Origin of the sequence: Parachlamydia sp. AcF125 (assembly GCF_018342475.1) — a bacterium.
In the GTDB taxonomy this organism is placed as follows: Bacteria; Chlamydiota; Chlamydiia; order Chlamydiales; family Parachlamydiaceae; genus Parachlamydia.
The window spans coordinates 487,613-510,571 of record NZ_JAEMUD010000001.1; the positions used below are offsets into that span (position 1 = coordinate 487,613).

The following is a 22,959-nucleotide window of genomic DNA, read 5'->3' on the forward strand; positions in this document are numbered from 1 at the left end:
GCAAAACTTTTATTAGATGGATCAACTCCATCTAAGCATTCTCTTAGATAAGTGTCAGAAGGCAGAAGAAAGCTTCAATTCAAACATCTCCCAGTTCTGGCATTAATTGATCTGAATGCAAAGGCATGTATGAAATATTATTTCAACTTTTTAAAATTTTTATGTCCTGCACTAGCTTGACAAAAACACATGAAAAATAAATTTTCGTTGTGTTTATTTTCTTTTTTATCTAAAAAATATTTTCACCAGGCGAAAGCCCTTTAAATCAACACAACATTAGGAGCTCATATGGTATTTTCTACCCCCTCTTCTTCTGTCTCTAACAATCCATTGATTTTACCCCCAACTCTTCCCCAGGCCCAACAAACCCCTTCATCAGAGATGGCCACGATAGCTTCCCAAGCTATACAGAGCGGCCAAATTTATAAAGCAAAAAGCTTGGATAACTTTTCCGCGGACCTTCTACCCTCTGATAAGCAGGCGGATCTTTCTCTTATCACTTCTCTTTTCTCCTCTCGTACAACAGATCGCCTTCCTGCCCTACAAATTGTTAAGAGTTGGAATAGCGCAGAAGGAACAGTGATATTAGCAAGAGATTCTAAAGAAGAGCTACAAGCCTACGTTCAAAAAAATGGCCAGATAGCTCAAGTTTCAGCAGAGTGGATTGTAGGCATTCCCAAGGAAATTCGAAAAGATGCCCGAAAGCTTGCTTCTTATTTAGAAGATACCTATATCCACCTAAGCCCTTTAGAAGGGGGCTACAAGCTCTACATTAACCCAAGGTTAAGAGGAGGAGGCAACGGAGATGGAAGCAGCTCCTCCTCATCCGCACCAGCCGCAGATAGGTTAGATAAGGAGGTCATCGATCTAATCAAAGGGGCTATAGAGCATGCGAAAAAGGCCCGCGAAAAAGATATTATCGCTTTAATTGGAAATACAGGCACAGGTAAGAGTACAGCGGTCAATCATTTGCTAGGAATCCAGATGAAATGGGTAAGAGAACGAGGAGGAGGCAATATTCAAGCCGCAAATCCAGAAGAGGAAATTGCTAAAATTGGCCATCGACCAGCCACCTCGGAAACGCTCTATGCGCATGTCTATGAAAAACCAGGCGAGCCCCTTATCTTCGCTGATTGCGGAGGATTTTTTGATACAAGAGGCGTTAATCAAGATATTGGAGTAGTAACCTCTTTAAAATTAACTTTAGAAAATGCGCGCAGTGTAAAATTAGTTTTATGTTTCGACTCTTCTACCATTCAAACGGATAGGGCTATTCATTTCTCTCAAGCTGTTAATTTAGCTTTGGGAACTCTTTTGAAAGATTACAAAAAATACGGAAACTCTATTCTTATTCTGTTTACCAAGCCTAAAGCAGACCCAAGTGGACGAATGTTTGATTCTCAAGTTGCGTATGAGCTCTTGGAGGAAATCATGAATGACCTACATGAAGGACCTCAGAAAGAGTTCTATAAATTTCTACTAAGGGACAATGGCAAATATCTATGTGTATGCAATCCTTTATCACCTGCCTCACGCGAGGAAAACCGCCATATTTTAAGCCAGATGGGTTCTATTCAAAATCCCCAAAATGCCTTTCAACCGGCTTATTCAGCACATTCGCAACTTAAGCTTTTGGAAGAAATGACAGCTATAGCTGTAGGCGGAAGCGAATTATATACCCGTTATTTTTACAATCGAGAAGCCATTGAAGGGTATGAAAAAGAAATTGCGAACTTAACGGCCAAAATAACAAGTATTCGCGCTTCTATTCAAACACTTGGAAATGGAGAGAATGATCCAGATGCCATTAAAGCAGCGGAACAAACGATTATTGAACAAAATAAAGATCTAGCTAAGCAACAAGAAGACAATATTAAGCTTCTTGAGGGCAAAATCGAAGAGATTAAGGCTAAAATCGAAGCTATCCAAGCAAAAATAGACCTATTAGATAAAAAAGGGGAAGAAGAAGAAGAGTATTGGAAAGACCGGATTGATCAAGAAGGGATCAATATTGAAAGCAAAACAACGATAATTGAAACCAATAAAAGATCGGGCTTTTTGGGTTTTGGGGGAGGAAGTAGTCGAAAAGAGACAGTTACCTCTACCGTAGACAAACGAGAAATTCATAGAGACTTTAATTACCGGGGGCCAGAAATCGCACGCATAGAAAAAGACCCTGCTGAAGGAAATTGTTGGTCAGAGGAAAACCAGACTGCGAATTCCTACTCTATCCATTATACCACAGGTAAAGGAGAAGCAGCTAGAGCAAGTGTTAAGGTATTTGTTAAAAACAAACATTTGCCTGAACACCTAACACAAAGAGGGGGATACGCTCAAGAAATTGCCACGGAGCAAGCAGAAATTAATAAATGTAACTTAGACATTGCTGAAGATCAAAAAAGGATTCATCAGGCTGAAAAGGCCATTACAGCCAAGGGAACCGTTCTAGAGAAATTAGCTCAGTATAAAAAGAGTGTAGAGGAACTCGAAGATTCTAAAAAGGATTTAGAGGAAAAGTTGCATGCTCGCCAAAAAGAAAATACAGAAGTAGAAGAAAAGATTCAGGGCCAAAAAGAGGAATTTGAATTTTTAAAAGATTACCTTGAACTAAGCCGTGATAACCAATTAAAAGCCAAAGAAATTATCGCTAAATTTCTTAGCCAAGATAAGGAATATGCGGAGGTAGGAAATGCATAATATTAATTGTTATCAACCAAGCCTTCAAACTGACTTGAATCCCTTTTTAACAGAAGGGATTCTCAAAACATACCGACTTTCCAAACATGAAAAAATAAAAATTATATTTGACGAGATAAAAGGAATGAAAGGGATTTGGGAAGAAGAAGGAGTGCAAAAAGAGATTCCTTTTTGGGATTTTGTTGGAATTCCTAAAAGCTTGCAATTTAATTTTTATAAGTTAAAAGAATTCTTAAATGATACCTATATTACACTTAATCGATCCCATGATCATCAATTAACAGTGTTTATCAAGCACCCCCTAAAGGGAGGAGGCAATAGCCATTCTAGCCATACGCAATCTCACCATACTCAGTCTCCTCCTCCTCCTCATAATACTGTAGTCAATTACAGCGCTGGATTCCCCATAAGAAATCTAGAAAAATCTAACCCACCTACCATTTTAGGCATTACCTTCGGGAAGTACATTAATGAATCTGGAGGGGTAGGACACTCCCATTATTCTGTCACTTATCAGTCCCCCTTAGCGGATCTTAAGCCATTTGTAAAGATTACTGTATGGAAGAAAGATTACTATGGTGCTGAACTTGGTAGATTGCGCTCTTTGAAGTCCACCACTGAGCAAAAAAAAAGCGCGGAAATAACCAAAAAAAGCCAAGTTGAAAAGGTTAAAAATAGCGTAAATTTAGCTTTGCAAGCCGTTGCAACCAACAAGTCTGAATTTCAAAGTAAAATCCAAGCAGAAAAGCAATTGTCAGATGAATTAAACGCCGTTAAAAACAAAGTCCAAAACCATGCAAACGCTCTATCTGCTTTACTCCGTGATTTTGAGCAAGAAAAGTCTACTATCAAAGCCTTGATCGAATTTATCCCCCTTGTCAATCGTATAGGCATGAATATCTTGCAGCCTATGCCTCCCTCTATCCAACAATTTATGGCTAGAGATACCTATCTTGATGCGCAGATTACGGGTGAGATTAATAAAGACCATCTTCTGGGAGCAACTGTCGTTTCTCTTAGTGAAATTATGGCAGCTGCTGATGCAGCCAAAGGAAAAGAGATTATTGCTTTGATCGGAAATACCGGTACAGGTAAAAGCACAGCGGTCAATCACCTCTTAGGACTAAAGATGAGATTTACCCGTGAAAAAGGGGGGATCATAGAAGTTGCAGAAGGAGAGCAAGAGATTGCTAAAATTGGTCATAGGAAATGTACCTCCGAGACTCTCTACACCCAAATATACAAACGGGAAGGGAGTCCCTTTACGTTTGCGGATTGCGGGGGGTTTTTGGATACCCGAGGTGTAACCACAGATATACAGGTAGCCGCTTCCTTAAAATTAACTTTAGAAAATGCTAAAAATGTAAAATTGATCTTATGTTTTGATTCTTCTTTGGTTGCAAGCGATAGAGCGATCCATTTTGGCAAGACTGTTAATCTAGCGTTAGGGACTTTTTTAAGAAATTATAAAGAGCATCCTAATTCGGTATTAGTTTTGCTTACCAAACCTACTATAGATCCAGATGGACATCTATTTGATTCTCAAGATGCGTATGAAATCATAGAAGAGCTCATGCAAGACCTTCAGGCAGGGCCTCAAAAGGACTTATATCAGTTTTTGTTAAGAGAAAAAGGAAAATACCTGCAAGTTTATAATCCTTTAGAGGATGCGTCAAGAGATCATGTTCACGAGCTTCTAAAGCCGATGGCTTCTATCCAAAATACAAAAGAAGCTTTTCAAGTTGCCTATTCGGCTGATACGCAACTCAATCTGTTAGAGGAGATGATTAAGATAGCAGACAAAGCCAACCAAATCTATCAAGATCATGCTAGGCTAAGCAAAAAATTGGAAGAGGAGAGGCAAGAAGAAAAACGTCGTGAAGCCCAATTAACCAATCTACAAGCACAAAAAAACACTTTGGAAGAATCTATCAAAAAAGACGAAGAGTATATACGCTCTCACTCTGCAGCTCAAGTTTTAGACAAGCAATTAAAAGATTCAGACCAGGAATTGGCAAGATTAGATCAAGAAATCAAAAAAATTGAAACAGAGATAAAAGCAAAAGATACGACGGAAAGCATTCAGTATGTAAGCCATGGAGGAACCTTTTCAATTGAGTAGGATAAGGAAAACAACATGCTCACCTTCTTGACTGAACCTAAAGTCACTTCTCTAGTCGTTAAAGTGGCTGCAAGATGCAATATCAATTGTGATTATTGCTATGTTTTCAAGCACGCAGACCAAAGCTATAAAAAGCAACCGCGCTTGTTAAATAAAGTTCACATTGCAGCTATTGCTAAGCAAGTTAATGCCTATTTGCTTCAGACTAATATTGAAACAATGGGAATATGCTTGCACGGGGGAGAACCGTTATTAGCAGGTGTAGATTATTTAGAAGATTTTTTTAGAACTTTCCACCAATGGGTAGAAAGTAAAGATAGACTCCGTTTTGTTATTCAAACAAACGGAGTTCTATTGTCAAAAAATTTTCTGGAATTATTTAAAAAATACCAAGTGGGAGTGTCAGTAAGCTTGGATGGCCCTCCTTCGGCTAATGACAAACATCGCTTAGATCATCGAGGTCGCTCCACGTATGAAAAAGTTTTTAACGCAATTACCCTTCTAAAGGAGGATTACAAAGAGTTATTTTTAGGAATCATCAGTGTGATTGATCCTACTAATTCTCCCGAAGAAATTCTTGATTTTTTTGCTGCGATTGATCCCCCTAGCTATGACCTCCTCTTCCCAGACGCAAACCACTTTGTGGCTCCCCCGGGTAGAGAATTGCATGCTAATCTGTATAGCGATTGGATAAAGAAAGCCTTGCATTATTGGTATACAACTCACCGTAAGCTTCCCTTACGAATGTTTTCAAATGTATACCAAGCTATCCTAGGTATCCCTCCTGAATCGGAATTTTTTGGGAATGGAAGTATTAGTTATCTTGTTATTGAAACGGATGGAAGTTACCACTACTCCGATCTGCTAAAAGCAACTTATGAGGGAGCTTCCCATACAGGTTTGCACGTAGAGAGTGCCAGCATTCAAGAAGTCCTTAAAGCCCCCGTTATACAAAGCTATCAATCAAAACTGCAGATGGAAAATCAATGTGTGAGCTGCATTAAATGTCCCGAATTTAGTATTTGTGGCTCGGGCCAGATTGCTCACCGCTATGGGCCTAAAGGATTTAACCACCCCACGGTTTACTGTCGTGAGATGTTAGCGATGATTCATCAAGCTCGACATCTGATTTTTAAAGATAAAGCAGCTGAGATGATGAGCAATCCTGAGCTTTATACAAAAGAGATCGTGGCAGCCTTCTTATCCGATTATGCAGTGCATTTATTGGGCGTAATGATTAAAGAAGAAGTTTCGGTAGATTTAGAAATTAATTCCGCTTCCTTGCATATGTTAGGCAATGATTATCCAACTTTACAATGTCGCTTAATCAACGAAATAGAAAGTAAGGATTTTTTTAAAAAAGATCCGGAAGCAAAACATACACTACAAGCCGCATTGAAACATCTTCAAATGGCGTTTCCCTGTTTTATTAGAGAGGCTCATTTTATCTCCTCCTCTCTTTCTTCCCAAGAAATAGAAAATAGGATAGAGCGGTTATATGAGCAGGTAGCTTTAATGGAAAATGATCAATCCGCTTGCTTGTATTTACCTCTCCAAACTAGAGAGAAGAAAAGCCTTAACTCTTTAGATTGGGCCGAACTTATTCTTCATGAGGTTTTAAAGGCAAAATTATCTATTTTTAATCAACATTATCCTCTCGTTCAACCTTCTTTAGGCTCTTCACCCTATTATACCGAACAAGCTGCTGCGATAAAGGCTTTTGAGTTAGCTTATCGGTTAGCGCATTCTTATCGCTTATGGCAAAATATCCTCGCCCTTAACTCTGATAAGAATATTTATCATAGGCTTAAGCAAGCAAAAGATTTATTGTTAGAAGCCCTCTCTCACTTAGAAGCTGCGCCTCTTTCCAGGGTGGGAAAAGAATTTTTATGCGCTATAGCAGACGATTTCTTGCCAAGTCAGATGAGCTTCTCTGCCAGCACTTAATTAAACCAGTTTAAGTATTTAAAAATTTTTATTTTCATGAGAGCGGCATCAGGGCTTGGATAAAAAAGAGATTGTAAAAATAATTCAAAAGGTACCCTAGGAATTTGGCAACCAAAAGAAAGGAGGAGCAAGATACCGCATAATAGCTTGCATCTTTTGCTTATTTTATTAAAATAGGAAGAAAATAATATCCTTTTAGTAACAGGTTTTTTTTGTGTGATTAAAGTTTCCCTTAAAAAAGTTTTAGAGTTCATGGTTAAATCCCTTTTTACCGCTTAAATAGGAGAAGCGATATGATTTCTTTAACCACAAATAATTTCTCAGAAGCTTTTGTAGCTAGAAGGGCTATCTTGGCAACTTCTGCTCAAAGCTGCAACAAGGCCTTTTCTTTAGCTAGGAAACGGTTTTCAACAGGAGCTCCTCCTGCCCATACTCCTTCCACAAACAGCCCCGAGTGGAAAGCTATGCTGAGAGACTTAGAAAATTATCATAAATATCCTCCTATTTCTCGTCGCTTTATTACAGGTCAAACTACTTTTAAATTTTTCAGCATTGCCCCTCGAGAACTCGCAGAGGTTGATTCAAAATTTAATAAACTAAAGGAAGATCAGGAGCTTGAAAACACTAAAAAATGACTTAAACGACAAATAGAGTAGCAGCGTGGAAATATAAAAAAAGCAGTGAATGACATAAAAAACAGTTAATAGTAAAAGTCACAATTTAAATGCTTAAAAAATAAAATAATTGGTTATATTGTGAATTGTATGAGCATATCCCCAGCTATGCACGGCATAGATCCTATTTGATAAGTAGCTTTCCTTCTTCTAAATCGATGGTCTCATCGCTACGGAGCCACATTTCACTTTTTAACCCCCTTATTTTTTTACGACTTTTTGTCGACATAGTGAGGCCCGTTGAAATTACTCCTTCAAACGTGCCTACTCCAGCCAAATCTAAGCTAGGGGAAAGTTTTCGAAATATTACTTAGCCCCTGATATTCACCCTATACAGCTTTAATCTTAGCGCAATCGCCGTTCCCTTTCTTCGGAAGAGCACTAGGGGTAGGACTGTAGCTGCTCTCGTTTATCAAATGTTCTCTCCCATTCCATACCTCATCACCCAAATTGCTCAGATTTTGCAAGACAGCTCCTAGGCGACCCTTAAAATTTTCGTGGAAACGAACTTGCTAAATTCTACCTCAAAAAAGCAAGCAAGAAGACTCATTTGTACAGGAAAAATTTGGTGGAAACTTTGTTCATAACTTCCCTCTTTTTTGTAAGTACTCTTGTTAGTTTCTTTCTGTCGGCTCTCTTATTGAAGACAACCGAACGGTTATCGACACTTTTTTAACAGCTTATCAACATCCAAAAGGTACTGTGAAAAATGGCTTCTTACAAACATTTCCACAGGAATAAAAGAGGAAGAAACAATAGATCTATTAATATCTCTTCTTCAAAAGGGGATAGGGGAAATTCGAAATTTTAGGAATCACGATTTCTTAAAATGGGAAACCCAAAAAATACGAAAGGTTGTTCATAAGTACCCTTTTTTCAGCTAACTTTTGTGAATGCAATTTTGTGCATAATTTCTTTTTGTCGATAACGGCCCTTTTTTCTTCAACCTACCAACAAAGAGCAAACAATCTTTAAAAGCGAAAAACCGTGAGGAAAGAGATCCCTTATCAACATTCCCACAGCAAAAGAAGAAATAGAAATATGTTTTATATAAGATATATTCCATGAAGAAAGCTGTTGAAAATATTGTCAGTACCTCGTAGTTTAAATGGTTTTAGAGAAATAACAAGGATCTGCATGGATTTTCTTTCCCCTTCTTATTTCTTCGATTTAACCCAGTACGTCCATAAAGGTCTTTTCGATTCAACCGACTATGTGTGGACTGCCTTAGATCGATTAGAAAGCTATTTAGAAAAGATTTCGTTCCAAAAACAGGAGGCAATCATCTCCCCTTCTGCTCATTTGGTAAATCCAGATAAAATTCACCTGGGAAAAGGAACGATTGTGGAACCTGGGGCCTATATTCAAGGCCCTTGCTGGATAGGCGATCGTTGCAAGGTAAGACATGGAGCTTATATTAGAGGGTTTGTGGTTACAGGCGATGATTGCGTGATAGGACATGATACAGAAATCATCCACAGCATTTTGTTTAATCACGCGCATGCAGCGCATTTTGCCTATCTTGGCCAGTCTATCCTAGGAAATCATGTCAACTTGGGGGCAGGGACTAAATGTGCAAATCTAAAACTAGATCGTCAACCTGTCTCTGTAGTTGTGGAAGGGCAAAGCTACAAAACAGGCTTGAGAAAACTGGGGGCGATCGTGGGCGATTCTTCTCAGATTGGATGTAATGTGGTCCTAAATCCAGGGACTCTGCTTGGAAAAAATGTTTTATGCTATCCCACTCTTAATTGCGGGGGTTTTGTTCCTTCTTACCATATTGTAAAGTCGAGAAAACAATTGATGACAATACCGATTCAAAGAGGTAAACATGGTTAAATCGATTCCTGAAAATACGGCTGCTTATTCACCTAAGTTTTCCCGCTCCTGGTATGAAAAACAGGTTCATCACTATAAAAAAGCGATTGTGACCTCTACTATTACCACCCTTATTATGGGCTTTTTAGCGACTATTTACGGCTTTCTTGGATTTGCTCCACAAGCCACAAGCCTAGGAACCTGTACGGCCATGGGCGGAATAGCAACTGCTGTGGCGCTTCGGTCTTTGCGCAAGCATACGCAAACTGGGAAAAAGCAAAAAAGAATTTACCAGCATTTGGAGAAGATTGAAGCTCAAATGGCTGATACAAGGCTTAGTTCGATGGTCCAAACGATCAAAAAAGCTATTTCTACTTATCCCTTGTCATTTGCTTATATGCGCGATTACCAGGCACTTAATGATTCATTACTTGAGGCTAGCAGGGAATTTTCTCAAAATCCTTTGTTGACTAAAGAATGGAAAAAGGTGATTGCTCCCTTACATAAGCTTCCTTTTCATTTGGTTGACGGAAGAGTTGTCGTTTTAGATTTAAAAAATACCCAAACAATTTTAAAAGGGGAAAATCCTTTTTCCGAAGGGACCACAATTGAACTTCTTCCGCAAAAACCTTCAAATCGGGATATCCAAGCTATCCAGTCCCTCTTTAAACAAAGTGCAATTGAGCCCCCTTTTTCTAAAAAAGGTCGCACCATCAAAGAGCTACTTAACAAGAATGAATTTTCTGTATTCGTCATGCGCGAAAAGCAAAATATGGTGGGAATGGTTTGGTTGAAGGAAAAACCTGGGACATGGGCGATTCGCCATTGTGTGCGTGCTGCAGGCCAACCTCTTTCAAGAAAAATTGAAGAAGGGTTAATGGAGCATGTCTTAAAAGCCTATCCGACGGAGCGTTTAAAAGCTTGTGCTCTTCAGGGCGATTTAGTGTCTCAACAAATGTTTAAGAAGTTGGGGTTTGTTTACTCTGGAGTAAGGCCTGGTCTTCATGGCTTTTTAGAAGATGGGATGGTGCGGATGGTTCTAAGGGAGCGTGCAAATCATTGATCCCTTTTTTGATTCTGCTGTTTACGCTATCAATTAAAGATAAATCCCTTATAATTGGGTCTTCCCTATTTCTAGACATAAAGAGTTTTTGTGAATCCATTTTCTGTTCTTTTATCTTATCAGGCTGAAGTTGAGGCAAAAATTGAACAAAGTATCCCTATTTTAGGCGTCAAAAGCCAAATCAGGGATGCTTGTGAATACGCTCTTCGCAACGGAGGAAAACGTTTTAGGCCCGCCCTTGTTTTGATGGTTGCGAGGGCATTAGGCAAACAAGCAGATGTTTCTGAGGCAGCTTTAGCGGTGGAATTTTTTCATACCGCTTCTTTAATTGCCGATGATTTGCCCTGTATGGATAATGAGGATGAAAGAAGAAACAAACCTTCTCTCCACAAAGTATTTGGAGAAGACGTCGCTTTGTTGGCTAGCTATGCCTTAATTGCTGAGGGTTATCGGTATTTGGCCCAAAATAGTGAAACTCTTCAGCTTCAGCGAGTTTCCTTTGCCAATCGATGTGGCCATCTTTGTGTTTTAGCCATTCAAAACGTGGCGCACAACACAGGGCTTTTTGGAGCCACGGGGGGGCAATTTTTAGATATTCATGAGCCTAACCTTTCTCTATCCGCTTTGAAAGACATCATGCATAAGAAAACAGTTTCTTTGTTTGAAATCTCTTTTGTACTGGGATGGCTATTTGGTGGCGGAGAACTAGAAAAGCTGCCTTTAGTAAAAGCTGCCGCATCCCATTTTGGGATGGCTTTTCAAATTGCCGATGATTTGAGCGATATGCAGCAAGATCTAAAAAATGGACGAAAAGCCAACATGGGGCTTTTAATAGGAGTTGAAGAAGCGGCGAGGATGTTCCACAAGGAAACCCATTCTTTTCTTGCTGTTTTACAGCAGCTTGATATTCAGGGACAAGAACTTGAAGCTTTAATCAAGACACTCATCCAAAAAACAGAAGAGTGTCTTGCTTAACAAAGTCAATTTTAGACATCAGCCAGTTCTTTTTCGTCTACTTCCACAGGCTCTGATTTGAGAGCTGAGGAGGCTGCCATCCCATCCTTGCATTTTTGCATGATAAGCTGCTCAATCTCATCCAATAATTTTGGATTGTTTTTTAGCTCGTCCCGGACAGCTTCTCGCCCTTGCCCCAATCTTTGACCTTGATAGCTAAACCAAGCTCCTTTTTTATCGATAATTTGGAACTCTGTTCCTAAATCGATAACGGCTCCTGTTCGAGAAATTCCTTCGTTAAATAAAATGTCAAACTCAGCTGAACGGAAAGGAGGGGCCACTTTGTTTTTGACCACTTTTACTTTCACCCTGTTTCCCACTTCAGAATTGTCTGGGCCTTTAATGCCGGCGGTACGACGAATATCTAGACGAATGGAAGAATAGAACTTTAGGGCGCGACCACCAGTTGTTGTCTCAGGGTTTCCAAACATGACCCCAATTTTTTCCCGAATCTGGTTGATAAAGATAGCGCATGTATTGCTTTTAGCTAAAGTTGAAGTAAGCTTTCTTAAAGCTTGAGACATCATGCGCGCTTGCAAGCCGATAAAGCTATCGCCAATCTCTCCCTCTAATTCACTTTTAGGAACAAGGGCAGCCACCGAGTCCACCACAATGACGTCCACGGCATTAGAACGAGCAAGTGTTTCGGCGATGTTTAAAGCTTCCTCCCCGCTATCTGGTTGCGAAATAAGCAATTCATCGATATTGACCCCAATTTTTGCTGCATAGGCTGGATCAAGCGCATGTTCTGCGTCGATATAAGCAGCAAGCCCGCCGGCTTTTTGTGCACTTGCCACAATGTGAGTGGCTAAAGTGGACTTTCCGGAAGATTCGGGGCCGTAAATTTCGATGATACGGCCGCGGGGGACTCCTCCGATCCCAAGGGCAACGTCTAAAGTTAAAGCGCCTGTTTTAATGACGCTAATTTCCCGCATGGAAGAGTGATTTCCAAGCGACATAATTGCTCCCTCGCCAAATTGTTTTTTAATATGGCTGACCGCCAAGTCAAGAGCTTTTTTTCTTTCAATTTCACTAGATTGAGACATGATAACCCCTCATTTTGCTAGTTAATAATTCCCTTACTCCGCCTAATAGAATACCTGAAAAAGCAACTCTTGTCAGGTAAAAAAACAATTAAACCTCGAAAAAGTAGGATTTATTTATAAATGACAAAAGATGTAAGAAACTAATAAAACAATGAATTGTAGAGGAGGGTCTTTGGGCGTGGTTTTTAGGGGGCTTTCCGCTTTTGAGAATTAGGGATAAGGCGAGTGATGCTGTTTGGGTTGTTCAAAATTAGGAACTGATCAACTTTGTCTTTTCTTTTGGCTTTATTCTTTAGCCAACCCTTTAATGAAAGACTTATGTTTTTTATTTTCGATGTTTCCAACGCTCTAATCGGGGAATTCCTAGAGTAAAAAAACCAGCCAAGAAGCCTGGAAAGCCCATTTCTTTCATTTTATTTTTAACTATGGCTTGCATTTCAGCGACAGTGCAATTTGGCTGAAGGAACTGCCCTTTCTCGTAGCAGTAAGCGCAATACATCTTGCTGATTGTTCCGTCAGAATTTGTGCCACCCCCATTAGGAGATTTTCTTAGAGGCATTCCGCAGCTCTGGCAATTTTTATAGGCTTTTTTCATTTGTAAAATAAATTTTTTTGCTAATAGTTTCTGCTCATTAATGACCATGCATCCTCGATCCATTTTTCTAAAATTAGAGTAGAGGTGGACTTTTTGTCAATTTGCGCCAATTTATCTGCCATAAAGGCGGGAAGATGGCTTGTTTCAAATAAATAGAGTTTAGCTCTGCGAGAAATTTTACTCAGGCGTCTTAATTGTTTTTAGGCTTTTTGAGAGCTTACGTTAAGCAGCTCTTGGCTTAAAGCATGATGTAGCTTTCCGTTGGTTGCCAAGATTTTCCCCGTTTGCAGATCGAGAGGGGTTTCATCATAAGCTGAAACTTTACCGCCAGCCTCTTGAACGAGCAGGGCTCCGGCTGCCATGTCCCATGGCTTAAGCCCCCGCTCCCAATACCCATCAAAGCGGCCTGCTGCCACAAATGCAAGATCCAGAGAAGCCGCACCAAATCGACGCACACCATGCGTTAAGTTGCTTAAATGGCAAAACTCCGGATAATTGGTATCGTCCGTTGTGCGCCGGTCATAGGCAAAACCTGTGGATAAGAGACTTTTATCAAGGGTTTTAGTTGGCGAAACGGTTATTCTCTCTCCGTTTAAAGTAGCTCCTATCCCTTTGGCAGCTTGAAATAGTTCGTGATAAAGGGGATTAAAAACGACTCCTGCGATGACCTCATTTTGGTAGAGCAAAGCGATTGAGATAGCAAACAGGGGATTTTGATGGGCATAGTTAACAGTGCCATCTAAAGGATCGACAACCCACAGAAAATCTGCACAAGGGAGAGGCATTTTTGTGGATTCTTCCGCAAGAATAGAATGGCTGGGATATTTTTCTTTAATCAATTGTAAAATAATTTTTTCGGACTCTTTATCTGCCTCTGTGACCAAATCCCCGGCCGTACTTTTGTCTTCGATCTGTTTGACATTTTTCCAGTACTTTTTTAAGATCTTACCCCCGTTAATAGCAGCTAATGTAGCTGTTTTTAAGTAAGCTTGTAATGCAGAAAAGTTGGGCATTTTCATCTTTGACACCGAGTTAAATTAAGGAATAATTCCCTGGCCTAAAACCTTTATTGGTTTATACTAATTTTAATAATTAATTTCACTTAATTATAAGTTTGAGCGCGAATTTGTTATTTTTCTTAGTTCACCTTTGGATCTTAACCGTTTGCAAAAGTCGCCGAGCTAGAATGAGTAAAAAGCTTGACGATTTAAGGTCCCAAGGGTTATGAATGAGCCTGATTTTGCATAATTTCGGCAAGCAAAAAGAAAACAACTTTCATATAATGGTTATTTTAAAATAGCCATCTTTGCCTGCGGGGAAAAACAGAATTGAAGCAAGAAAAAGGGGAGTCATTTCTTAGCTTGTAGATCGATTCTCTTTTCTTTTTAGAAGCGATATTAACGTTGCTAGTTCTTAAAACAGAGCGTCTTAGTCTTATAAGAAAAAATTCTTTTTTGTGACGAAAATATTTGTACTGCAACAAGTTTAAATAGTTTGATTGATCATGGGAGTGAGTAATGTCTAATACATCACCGGGGACTTTATACCCCTCTGAATTTGCAAGCGAGTCCAAGAATTTGTGGGTCGTTAAGCGCAACGGGTCTTCTGTGTCGTTTGATGCAGAAAGAATTCGTTTGGCAATTACGAAGGCATTTCGTGCTGAGCTGCTTTTGGGAGCTGACCAAGCTTTACCAGAGGAAATCCAAAAGGTGGTCAATGGCATCACATCCTCTGTCATTTCATCTATCCCTACTTTAACAAAAGATGAACCTATTCCTATCGAAAAGATTCAAGATCTGGTCGAAAAAGAATTAATGCAAGAAGGGTATCATCAGGTGGCGCGGGGATATATTCTATACCGGGAAGAAAGAAAGAGAGCGCGCGCATTTAAAGAGATTCCAGCTACTGCTAGCGAGCAAGTAAGGCCCACTTTACATGTCACTTATCCAGATGGCACAAAGTCTCCTTTGAATACGCAAAAAATTCTATCTAAAATAGAGCATGCTTGCGCAGATTTTAAGGAAGTGTGCGATCCGCAAGAATTGATTGAAGAAATGTTGAAGCATCTTTACGATGGGGTTCTTTTAAAAGAATTGAATGAATCTGCCATTTTTTCTGCCCGTTCAAAAATTGAAAAAGAGCCAGCTTACAATTATGTAGCCGCACGCTTGCTTCTTCAAGATATCTATAATGAAGTTTTTGAACAAGAATGCCCCCCATCGCAAGTCGCTGATTTGCATGTTTCTCAGTTTGAGAAATATATTAGAAAAGGGGTAATGGACAAACGCTTAACTCCTGAACTATTTGGATATGATTTAAAGAAGCTTGCTCAAAACTTAGATTCTTCTCGCGATAAATTGTTTACTTACATTGGCGTTCAAACTCTTTATGATCGCTATTTGATTCATGTTAAAAATGAGCGTATCGAAACACCTCAATATTTTTGGATGCGTGTGGCGATGGGATTGGCTTTAAAGGAAAAGGAAAATCGGGAAGAGCGAGTTATTGAGTTTTACAATGTTTTGTCTCAGTTCCATTTTATTTCTTCTACGCCTACCTTGTTCAACTCCGGATCTTTGCATCCGCAGTTAAGTTCCTGCTACCTTTCAACCATCCAAGATGACCTCGTCAATATCTTTAAAGTGATTGCGGATAACGCTAGCTTATCTAAATGGTCGGGAGGAATTGGAAACGATTGGACGAATATTCGTGCTACAGGGGCCCCGATCTACGGAACTAATGGATTAACTCAAGGCGTAGTCCCCTTCTTAAAAGTCGCCAATGACACTGCCGTAGCCGTGAATCAGGGTGGAAAGCGAAAAGGAGCTGTGTGTGCTTACCTAGAAACTTGGCATTTGGATATCGAAGATTTTGTGGAATTGCGCAAAAATACAGGGGATGAACGTCGCCGTACGCATGACATGAATACAGCCAACTGGATTCCAGACCTTTTCATGAAACGTGTTAAGGAGCAAGGTGTTTGGACTTTATTTAATCCTTCAGATACACCCGATTTGCATGATTTATATGGAAGCGAATTTGAAAAGAGATACTGTGAATACGAAAGGCTTGCGCAAGAAGGTAAACTCAAGCTGTTTAAAGTTATCCCTGCTATGGATCTTTGGAGAAAAATGATCACGATGCTCTTTGAAACGGGGCATCCATGGATGACATTTAAGGATCCTTCTAATATTCGCTCGCCCCAATCTCACACAGGCGTAGTGCATAGCTCAAATTTATGTACAGAAATTTTACTCAATACTTCTGAACACGAAACAGCTGTTTGCAATCTAGGATCTATCAACCTTGCTGCTCATATTAAAGGAGATTTTCTGGACGAAGAGTTTTTAGCTAAAACCATTCGCACAGCTATGAGAATGTTGGATAACGTGATTGATATTAACTACTACCCAACCAAAGAAGCTCGCGAGTCTAACTTGCGACATCGGCCTGTAGGGCTTGGTTTAATGGGCTTTCAAGATGCGTTATACCGTTTTAGAATTCCTTATGGTAGTCAAAAAGCTGTTGAATTTGCCGATGCAAGCATGGAATTGATTTCTTATTATGCGATTTTAGCGTCGGCCGAACTAGCCAAAGAGCGGGGAGTTTACTCTTCTTATAGAGGCTCTAAGTGGAGCCAAGGTATTCTTCCAATCGATAGTATTGAGCTGTTGGAGAACGAAAGAAAAGGCTATCTCGAGATGGACAGAGCCTCGAAAAAAGATTGGAGCGTGGTAAGAAAAGAAATTCAAAAACACGGGATGCGTAATTGCAATACAATGGCGATCGCCCCTACAGCTACGATTGCCCACATTTCGGGATTGAGTCAATCTATCGAGCCGACATTCTCGCTGTTGTATGTAAAATCCAATCTTTCAGGCGAATTTGCTGTATTAAATGAGTGGTTAGTCAAAGACTTAAAAGAAAGGGGCCTTTGGAACCAAGACATGCTAGACGAGCTTAAGTATTACGATGGGTCTGTTCAAGAAATTGAGCAATTCCCTGAAGATTTGAAAGGGTTATACAAAACAGCTTTTGAAATTGAGCCAAAATGGTTAATTGAATGCGCGAGTCGCAGACAAAAATGGATAGATATGGGGCAATCCTTGAACCTGTACGTCAACGCGCCTGATGGAAGAAAGTTGAGCGATATGTACCTATTAGCTTGGGAAAAAGGATTAAAAACCACCTATTATTTACGCTCAAAAGCTGCCACCCAAGTGGAAAAATCGACTCTTGATATTAATAAAAAAGGGATTCAACCACGGTGGATGAAAAGTCGTTCTGCGTCAGGATCCATCCAGGTAGAACGCAATAGCTCTATACCAAAAAGTTGCAGTTTATCTGGCGATGAATGTGAAAGCTGTCAGTAAGGAAGATGGAAATATTTAAATAAGTAAGGGGAGGAAGGAATCATGTCGAGTTGTCTTATTCCTGGAGGAGTGGAAGCCGCCGCGCAACAAAAGCGTATTTTAAATTGCAAGCAAGTGGATGTAAATCAGCTCATGCCTTTGAAATACCAGTGGGCTTGGGAACACTATTTAAATGGGTGCCATAATAACTGGATGCCCTCAGAAGTTCCCATGCAGAAAGATATCGAGCTATGGAAGTCAAACCGTTTGAGTCAGGATGAAAGACTGGTCATTATGCGCAATCTGGGTTTCTTCAGCACAGCTGAGAGCCTAGTAGGCAATAACATTGTTTTAGCTATTTTCAAACATTTAACCAATGCTGAAGCGCGTCAATATTTGTTAAGACAAGCTTTTGAAGAAGCTGTCCATACGCATACTTTCCACTATATTGTGGAGTCTCTTTCTTTAGATCAAAGAGAGGTATTCAACATGTACAATGCTGTCAATACCATCCACAATAAGGATGCCTTTGAGATGAAGCTTACAGAAGAAATTATGCAAGAAGGCTTTACTACTGAGACACCAGAAGGCATTCAAACATTCTTAAAAAACCTCATTGGTTTTTATATCATTATGGAAGGAATTTTCTTCTACAGTGGATTTGTGATGATTCTCTCTTTCCATCGTAAAAATATTATGACGGGGATTGGAGAGCAATTTCAGTACATCTTACGCGATGAGACTATCCACTTAAACTTTGGAATTGATTTAATTAATACCATTAAAGAAGAAAACCCCGAAGTGTGGACACCGGAATTCAAAGAGCAGGTGTTAGACATGGTCAAAGAAGCTGTTGAGCTGGAAATTCTCTACGCGGCTGATTGCTTGCCAAAGGGAATCTTAGGTTTAAATGCTGCTTTATTCCGTGATTATGTAGGCTATATTGCCGATCGTCGCTTAGAAAGAATTGGCCTAAAGCCTCAATATAATACCTCTAATCCATTTCCTTGGATGAGCGAAGTCATGGATTTAGATAAAGAGAAAAACTTCTTTGAAACTCGTGTAACTCAATACCAAAGCGGTGCAGCTCTCGTTTGGTAGCCTTCCCTTTTCTGAAAACCTAGAAGAGCCTTTCTCTCTTCTAGGTTTTTATTTTTTCTCCCAGAGAATTTTTTGCAGGATAAGTTTCAAGGGCATAATCCTTCCTTTCAGTCCAACCTTCCAAATGAATAAAGCAACCCCTCTAGGGGATAGATCTTTAAGAAATAAGGTTATTGTTTGACAAAATAAAAAGGACATTTTAATTGTTGGTCAAAAACTGCAAGGAGGATGGAGTGGATATCGTGAGCTTTACTAGTAGCTTATTGAGGAAGATAGCCGGAGAAAATCTGACTGAGGCCGCTATAAAAGAAAAGAATCGAAGGGGGCTAGGAAATTCAATTGTCAGCTTGATTGAGGAAGGAAAAGGTAGATTCCTTTTTCATATGCTAGAGGCATTACATAACAAGGAGGAAGAAGATGAGAGAGGAAAAAGTACAAGTTCTAGTTCTACCTTAAAGATTAGTGCGCTTATCGCCAATATCGGAAGCGTTGGCATTGGAGGAATTGTTTTAAAAGCTGTGATAGGTTTAATTAAAAGAGTGCTGAACAAGCCCTAACAGGCTAAAAGATTTCTCTTTCCTTTAGAATCGATGTAAGTGCCTAGGATGGTTTTTTATTAGAACTTTTTGTAATTTTTTAGAGACCTATCTTAGAAAGCTGACGATTGCTTTAGCAGCCTCTCCATTGCCGTACAAGGATATATTCCAGTCTGGATGCATGTCTTCATGTTGATAATAGTGCTCCTCAATTGCTTTAGCTTGGAGGGGAACTAAGCGATTAAATCCATGTTCAATAAGCTCGACCCATTCTGTTTCTTCTCTCAGCGTTAAGCAAGGGACTTTAAAAAAGTAAGCTTCTTTTTGAACGCCTCCGGAGTCTGTAAAAATGAGCTTTGCATGATTTTCAAGTTGAGTCATATCTAAATAGCCTATAGGCTCGATTAACCGTATGTTTTGCTTAACCTGTTCTAGTAAATTGAGTTTTTGAAGCATTTGCTGCGTACGAGGGTGCAAAGGAACGATAACGGGAGTATGGCGTCCAATAGCCGATAAGCCCAAAAAGATTTCTTTTAAGCGGCGCGGATCATCCGTATTTTCCGCTCGATGAATCGTGGCTAGAACAAACTGTTTTGAGCGAAGAGATAGGCGATGAAGAATCTGGCTGGTTTGATTAGACTTATTCAAATAGTAAATGGCTGTATCATACATCACGTCGCCGGTTTGGATGATTTTATCTTCCGAGAAACCTTCCCTTTTAAGTTGTTGGGTGGCATAGGCGGTGGGTGTAAAAAGCAGGTCAGAGCAATGATCGGTTAGAAGACGATTCATTTCCTCAGGCATTTTGCGGTTAAATGAGCGAAGTCCTGCTTCCACATGTGCCACAGGAATATGCAACTTAACAGACGCAAGCGCACCGGCAAGTGTGGAGTTTGTGTCTCCAAAAACGAGAACCCAATCAGGCCTTTCTTGCGACAAAATTGCTTCAATTTTCTCTAGCATTCGACCGGTCATAGCTCCTTGAGAGCACCCTCCGATAGCGAGATTATAATTAGGAGTTGGGATTCCCATTTCAGCAAAGAAAACATCGGACATATTGTAGTCGTAGTGTTGTCCTGTGTGGATGATTATTTCTTGTATAGAGGGGGATTCAGAAATGGCACGACTTAAGGCTGCTGCCTTGATAAATTGAGGCCGCGCCCCGATGATAGTTGCGATTTTCATACAGAAATTCCTTGCAATACCTCTTTAAGAACAGTTTTAAGTTTTGTTAGAAAACATCAAAGGGGGTAAGCCTATTGCCTTCTAAACGATAGCGTTCCCCCGTGGCTGGGCATGAGGCCTCCACGGTTTTACCTTCTGAAATGGAAATCGGTAAATCAAGTTTTTCGCCATGTCGGCTTACCCAGCCAACCTGGCGCCCTGGATTTCCTACCACAAGCGCGTAGGGAGGAATATCTTTGGTCACCACTGCTCCTGCTCCAATAAAGCTATACTCTCCAAGTTCAATCCCACATACAATGGTGGCATTTGCTCCAATTGTCGCTCCTTTGCGAACAAAAGTTTTTTGGTATTCGCCCCTTCTATTGACTGCACTTCTAGGATTGATCACATTGGTGAAAACCATGCTAGGCCCTAAGAAAACATCGTCTTCGCAAATCACGCCTGTATAGATGCTGACGTTGTTTTGCACTTTTACGTTTTTTCCGAGGACTGCAGAGGGGCTAATCACCACATTTTGCCCAATGTTGCAAGCTTGGCCAACTTTAGCGCCATCCATAATGTGGCTGAAATGCCAAATTTTAGTGCCTGCTTCAATTTCTGCTTGAGGTCCAATGACGGCTGTAGGATGGGCGTAATATTGAGGAAAAGTATGGTCTAAAGGATATTTAAAGGAGGGATTTTTTTCTATCCCATCTTCATTTAGGCTCGCTTGCGCGGCTTGAAGAACTTTTAAAACTTGTAGCCCCTCCTTGCCATCTGTGCGGGGAGTAATCCGCTCTTTACAACATTTGATGAAATGGAAGCATTCTTCAGTGAGGGGTTCCACTTGCGGGATAAAAACTTTTTCAGCTTCATTTTTATTAGCCTGTGGAATATGGCCGTCTGTCCAGGTCACGTGGTTACGGTAAAATACAAGCTTTTCATCCCAGGGCTTAGTGTCATCGAACACCGCCATCCCAGTTGATCCAATCACCACAAGCTTTTGTTCTTTAAAAGGGTGTAGCCAACTGACATAAATATGGGCCCGCACGTCATTTGCAAAGCGCAATGTTGTCAGAGTTGTATCGGCAACACCTTTAGACAAATAGTCCGCGCCCGTACAGCGCACTTGATGAGGAAGTTGATGGCCAACTAAAGAAAGAATCACTGAAATATCGTGAGGGGCAAAACTCCACAAAGCATTTTCTTCTGTTCGAATACTCCCAAGGTTTAAGCGGTTAGAAACGATATAATGCAACTTGCCTAGCTCACCCCGGCCTAAAAGTTCTTGTAGAGCATTAATACAGGGATGATATTGAAGGAGGTGGCCTACCATGAGGATACATCCTTTTTCTTCTGCTAAATGGATGAGTTCTTCACCTTCACGGCTATCTAAGCAAAGAGGTTTTTCGACATAGACATCTTTTCCTGCCAAAAGAGCTTTTTTAGCAAGGGGATAATGAGCTAGGGCAGGGGCCGCAATCGCAATCGATTGAATTTGCGGGTTGTCTAGAACTGCATCATAAGAAAGGGTTAAGTTAAGATCGGGGTATGTTTGACGGAAACCTTCTAAGGTAGGAGGGTGTGAATCGCACAGAGTGTGCAATACACCGAGTTGATAGAAGTTTCTAGCCAGGTTTTTCCCCCACCGTCCACCACCGATTAGAGCAAGGTTCTTATTAAATGATAAAGTGGCCATCTTGTACTCCTTTTAGCTTGAAGCTGGAATGCAGCAAAACTCTTTGACAGCATTTACAATCTTGATTTGCTCTTCTTCTGTTAGCCAAGGATGCATGGGGAGGCTAATGACCTCTTCTGCCATTTTCTCTGCAACCGGAAAAGCCCCTTTCCGATAGCCTAATGAGGCGAAAACAGGTTGTTCATGTACACACTTGGGGTAATAAATGCCTGTAGGGATCCCTTTAGAGGATAAGAATTTTGCAAGTCCATCCCTTTCGGGGGTGCGAATGGTATACTGGGCATACACATGGGTATTGCCCTCTTGAATGGCGGGGATCACGCAGTATCCTGCCAAGGCGCGTGAATAAAAGGCGCCAATTTTTCCACGCGCTTTTAATTCCTGCTCAAAATGGGGAAACTTTGCTAATAAGATAGCTGCTTGCATCGTATCTAAGCGGCCATTCATCCCTAGGCATGTGTGGTGATGCCGCTTTTCCCCTCCGTGTGTGCGGATAGCACGCATTTTAGCGGCTAATATGTCATCATTGGTGAAGAGAGCCCCCCCATCTCCGTAACAACCTAAAGGCTTGGCTGGGAAAAAGCTGGTAGATCCGATAGTGGTCACAGAGCAGCTTTTTCTTCCATGTTGAGTGGCCCCAAAGCTTTGAGCTCCATCTTCGATTACAGGAAGGCCATATTTATTAGCAATGGCATTGATTGCTGTGTAATCAGGCATTTGGCCAAATAAGCTAACAGGAAGAATGGCTTTAGTTTTAGGGGTGATGGCTTTTTCAAGTTGTTCAATCTGAATGTTGTAAGTTTGAGCTTCAATGTCCACAAAAACTGGGGTGGCTCCTACAAGCCCTATGACTTCGGTCGAAGAAATCCAGGTAAAAGGCACCGTGATCACCTCGTCGCCAGCCCCCACGCCAAGAGCCATAAGAGCTATTTGAAGGCTGTCTGTTCCACTTGATACCGCAATGCAGTGCTTTGCTTGGGTGTATTGAGCAAGCGTAGTCTCTAAAGAACGTACCTGGTCACCCATAATAAAATTTCCCTGCTCAAGAACTTCATGAATGGCTGAGTCAATCTCTTCTTTATACAGTTGATACTGTTTTTTGAGGTCAATGAACTCCATGGTTTCTCCTTA

Annotated in this window: 16 protein-coding genes; 10 read left to right on the top strand and 6 right to left on the bottom strand. The window is 40.5% G+C overall.

Annotated features, from left to right (window positions below; translation table 11 throughout):
- The first annotated feature begins 288 nt into the window (after positions 1–288).
- The 7 genes from PARA125_RS01995 (at position 289) to PARA125_RS02025 (ending at position 11,296) form a co-directional block, all read left to right on the top strand.
- Positions 289–2,697, top strand: coding sequence for a GTPase domain-containing protein (locus PARA125_RS01995; protein WP_213157046.1), 2,409 nt, complete (start codon positions 289–291; stop codon positions 2,695–2,697).
- Complete coding sequence (locus PARA125_RS02000) at positions 2,690–4,819, top strand: P-loop NTPase family protein (protein WP_213157047.1); 2,130 nt, start codon at positions 2,690–2,692, stop codon at positions 4,817–4,819. The genes PARA125_RS01995 and PARA125_RS02000 overlap by 8 nt, the downstream gene beginning before the upstream one ends.
- A 15-nt stretch (positions 4,820–4,834) precedes the next feature.
- Complete coding sequence (locus tag PARA125_RS02005) at positions 4,835–6,766, top strand: FxsB family cyclophane-forming radical SAM/SPASM peptide maturase (protein WP_213157048.1); 1,932 nt, start codon at positions 4,835–4,837, stop codon at positions 6,764–6,766.
- Positions 6,767–7,059: 293 nt separating this feature from the next.
- Entirely contained in the window at positions 7,060–7,401 is a 342-nt protein-coding gene (locus PARA125_RS02010; RefSeq protein ID WP_213157049.1) for a hypothetical protein, read from the top strand.
- 1,176 nt (positions 7,402–8,577) lie between these two features.
- Positions 8,578–9,279 carry an acyltransferase gene (locus PARA125_RS02015; RefSeq protein WP_213157050.1) on the top strand — a complete coding sequence of 234 codons (702 nt, stop codon included), beginning with the start codon at positions 8,578–8,580 and terminating at the stop codon, positions 9,277–9,279.
- Complete coding sequence (locus tag PARA125_RS02020; RefSeq protein ID WP_213157051.1) at positions 9,272–10,321, top strand: hypothetical protein; 1,050 nt, start codon at positions 9,272–9,274, stop codon at positions 10,319–10,321. Before PARA125_RS02015 ends, PARA125_RS02020 begins: the two co-directional genes overlap by 8 nt.
- A 90-nt stretch (positions 10,322–10,411) precedes the next feature.
- Entirely contained in the window at positions 10,412–11,296 is an 885-nt protein-coding gene (locus PARA125_RS02025) for a polyprenyl synthetase family protein (protein WP_213157052.1), read from the top strand.
- A gap of 11 nt (positions 11,297–11,307) precedes the next feature.
- On the opposite strand, the gene recA is transcribed toward PARA125_RS02025, so the two are convergent.
- The 3 genes from recA to PARA125_RS02040 all read right to left on the bottom strand — a co-directional run bounded on the left by recA (position 11,308) and on the right by PARA125_RS02040 (position 13,995).
- On the bottom strand, positions 11,308–12,381 hold the full coding sequence (recA, locus tag PARA125_RS02030; RefSeq protein ID WP_213157053.1) for a recombinase RecA: 1,074 nt from the start codon (positions 12,379–12,381) through the stop codon (positions 11,308–11,310).
- A gap of 325 nt (positions 12,382–12,706) precedes the next feature.
- Complete coding sequence (locus tag PARA125_RS02035; RefSeq protein ID WP_213157054.1) at positions 12,707–13,024, bottom strand: zinc ribbon domain-containing protein; 318 nt, start codon at positions 13,022–13,024, stop codon at positions 12,707–12,709.
- 152 nt (positions 13,025–13,176) lie between these two features.
- Entirely contained in the window at positions 13,177–13,995 is an 819-nt protein-coding gene (locus tag PARA125_RS02040) for an inositol monophosphatase family protein (RefSeq protein ID WP_213157055.1), read from the bottom strand.
- Between the two features lie 498 nt (positions 13,996–14,493).
- Between PARA125_RS02040 and PARA125_RS02045 the strand changes: the two genes are divergently transcribed.
- The 3 genes from PARA125_RS02045 to PARA125_RS02055 all read left to right on the top strand — a co-directional run bounded on the left by PARA125_RS02045 (position 14,494) and on the right by PARA125_RS02055 (position 18,986).
- Positions 14,494–17,349, top strand: coding sequence for a ribonucleoside-diphosphate reductase subunit alpha (locus PARA125_RS02045; RefSeq protein WP_213157056.1), 2,856 nt, complete (start codon positions 14,494–14,496; stop codon positions 17,347–17,349).
- Between the two features lie 42 nt (positions 17,350–17,391).
- Positions 17,392–18,429, top strand: coding sequence for a ribonucleotide-diphosphate reductase subunit beta (locus tag PARA125_RS02050; protein ID WP_213157057.1), 1,038 nt, complete (start codon positions 17,392–17,394; stop codon positions 18,427–18,429).
- A 233-nt stretch (positions 18,430–18,662) separates the two neighbouring features.
- Positions 18,663–18,986: a hypothetical protein gene (locus PARA125_RS02055; protein ID WP_213157058.1), complete on the top strand. Its 324-nt coding sequence runs from the start codon at positions 18,663–18,665 to the stop codon at positions 18,984–18,986.
- Positions 18,987–19,073: 87 nt separating this feature from the next.
- Here the strand turns inward: PARA125_RS02055 and wecB are convergent, their stop codons facing one another.
- From wecB to PARA125_RS02070, 3 genes are read right to left on the bottom strand one after another with little or no spacing between them, the layout of a single operon-like run.
- A complete protein-coding gene (gene wecB / locus PARA125_RS02060) occupies positions 19,074–20,150 on the bottom strand; it encodes a non-hydrolyzing UDP-N-acetylglucosamine 2-epimerase (RefSeq protein WP_213157059.1) in 1,077 nt (358 codons plus the stop codon).
- 46 nt (positions 20,151–20,196) lie between these two features.
- A complete protein-coding gene (locus tag PARA125_RS09910) occupies positions 20,197–21,828 on the bottom strand; it encodes a Gfo/Idh/MocA family oxidoreductase (RefSeq protein ID WP_213157060.1) in 1,632 nt (543 codons plus the stop codon).
- A 12-nt stretch (positions 21,829–21,840) separates the two neighbouring features.
- Complete coding sequence (locus PARA125_RS02070; RefSeq protein ID WP_213157061.1) at positions 21,841–22,947, bottom strand: DegT/DnrJ/EryC1/StrS family aminotransferase; 1,107 nt, start codon at positions 22,945–22,947, stop codon at positions 21,841–21,843.
- Positions 22,948–22,959 lie beyond the last annotated feature (12 nt).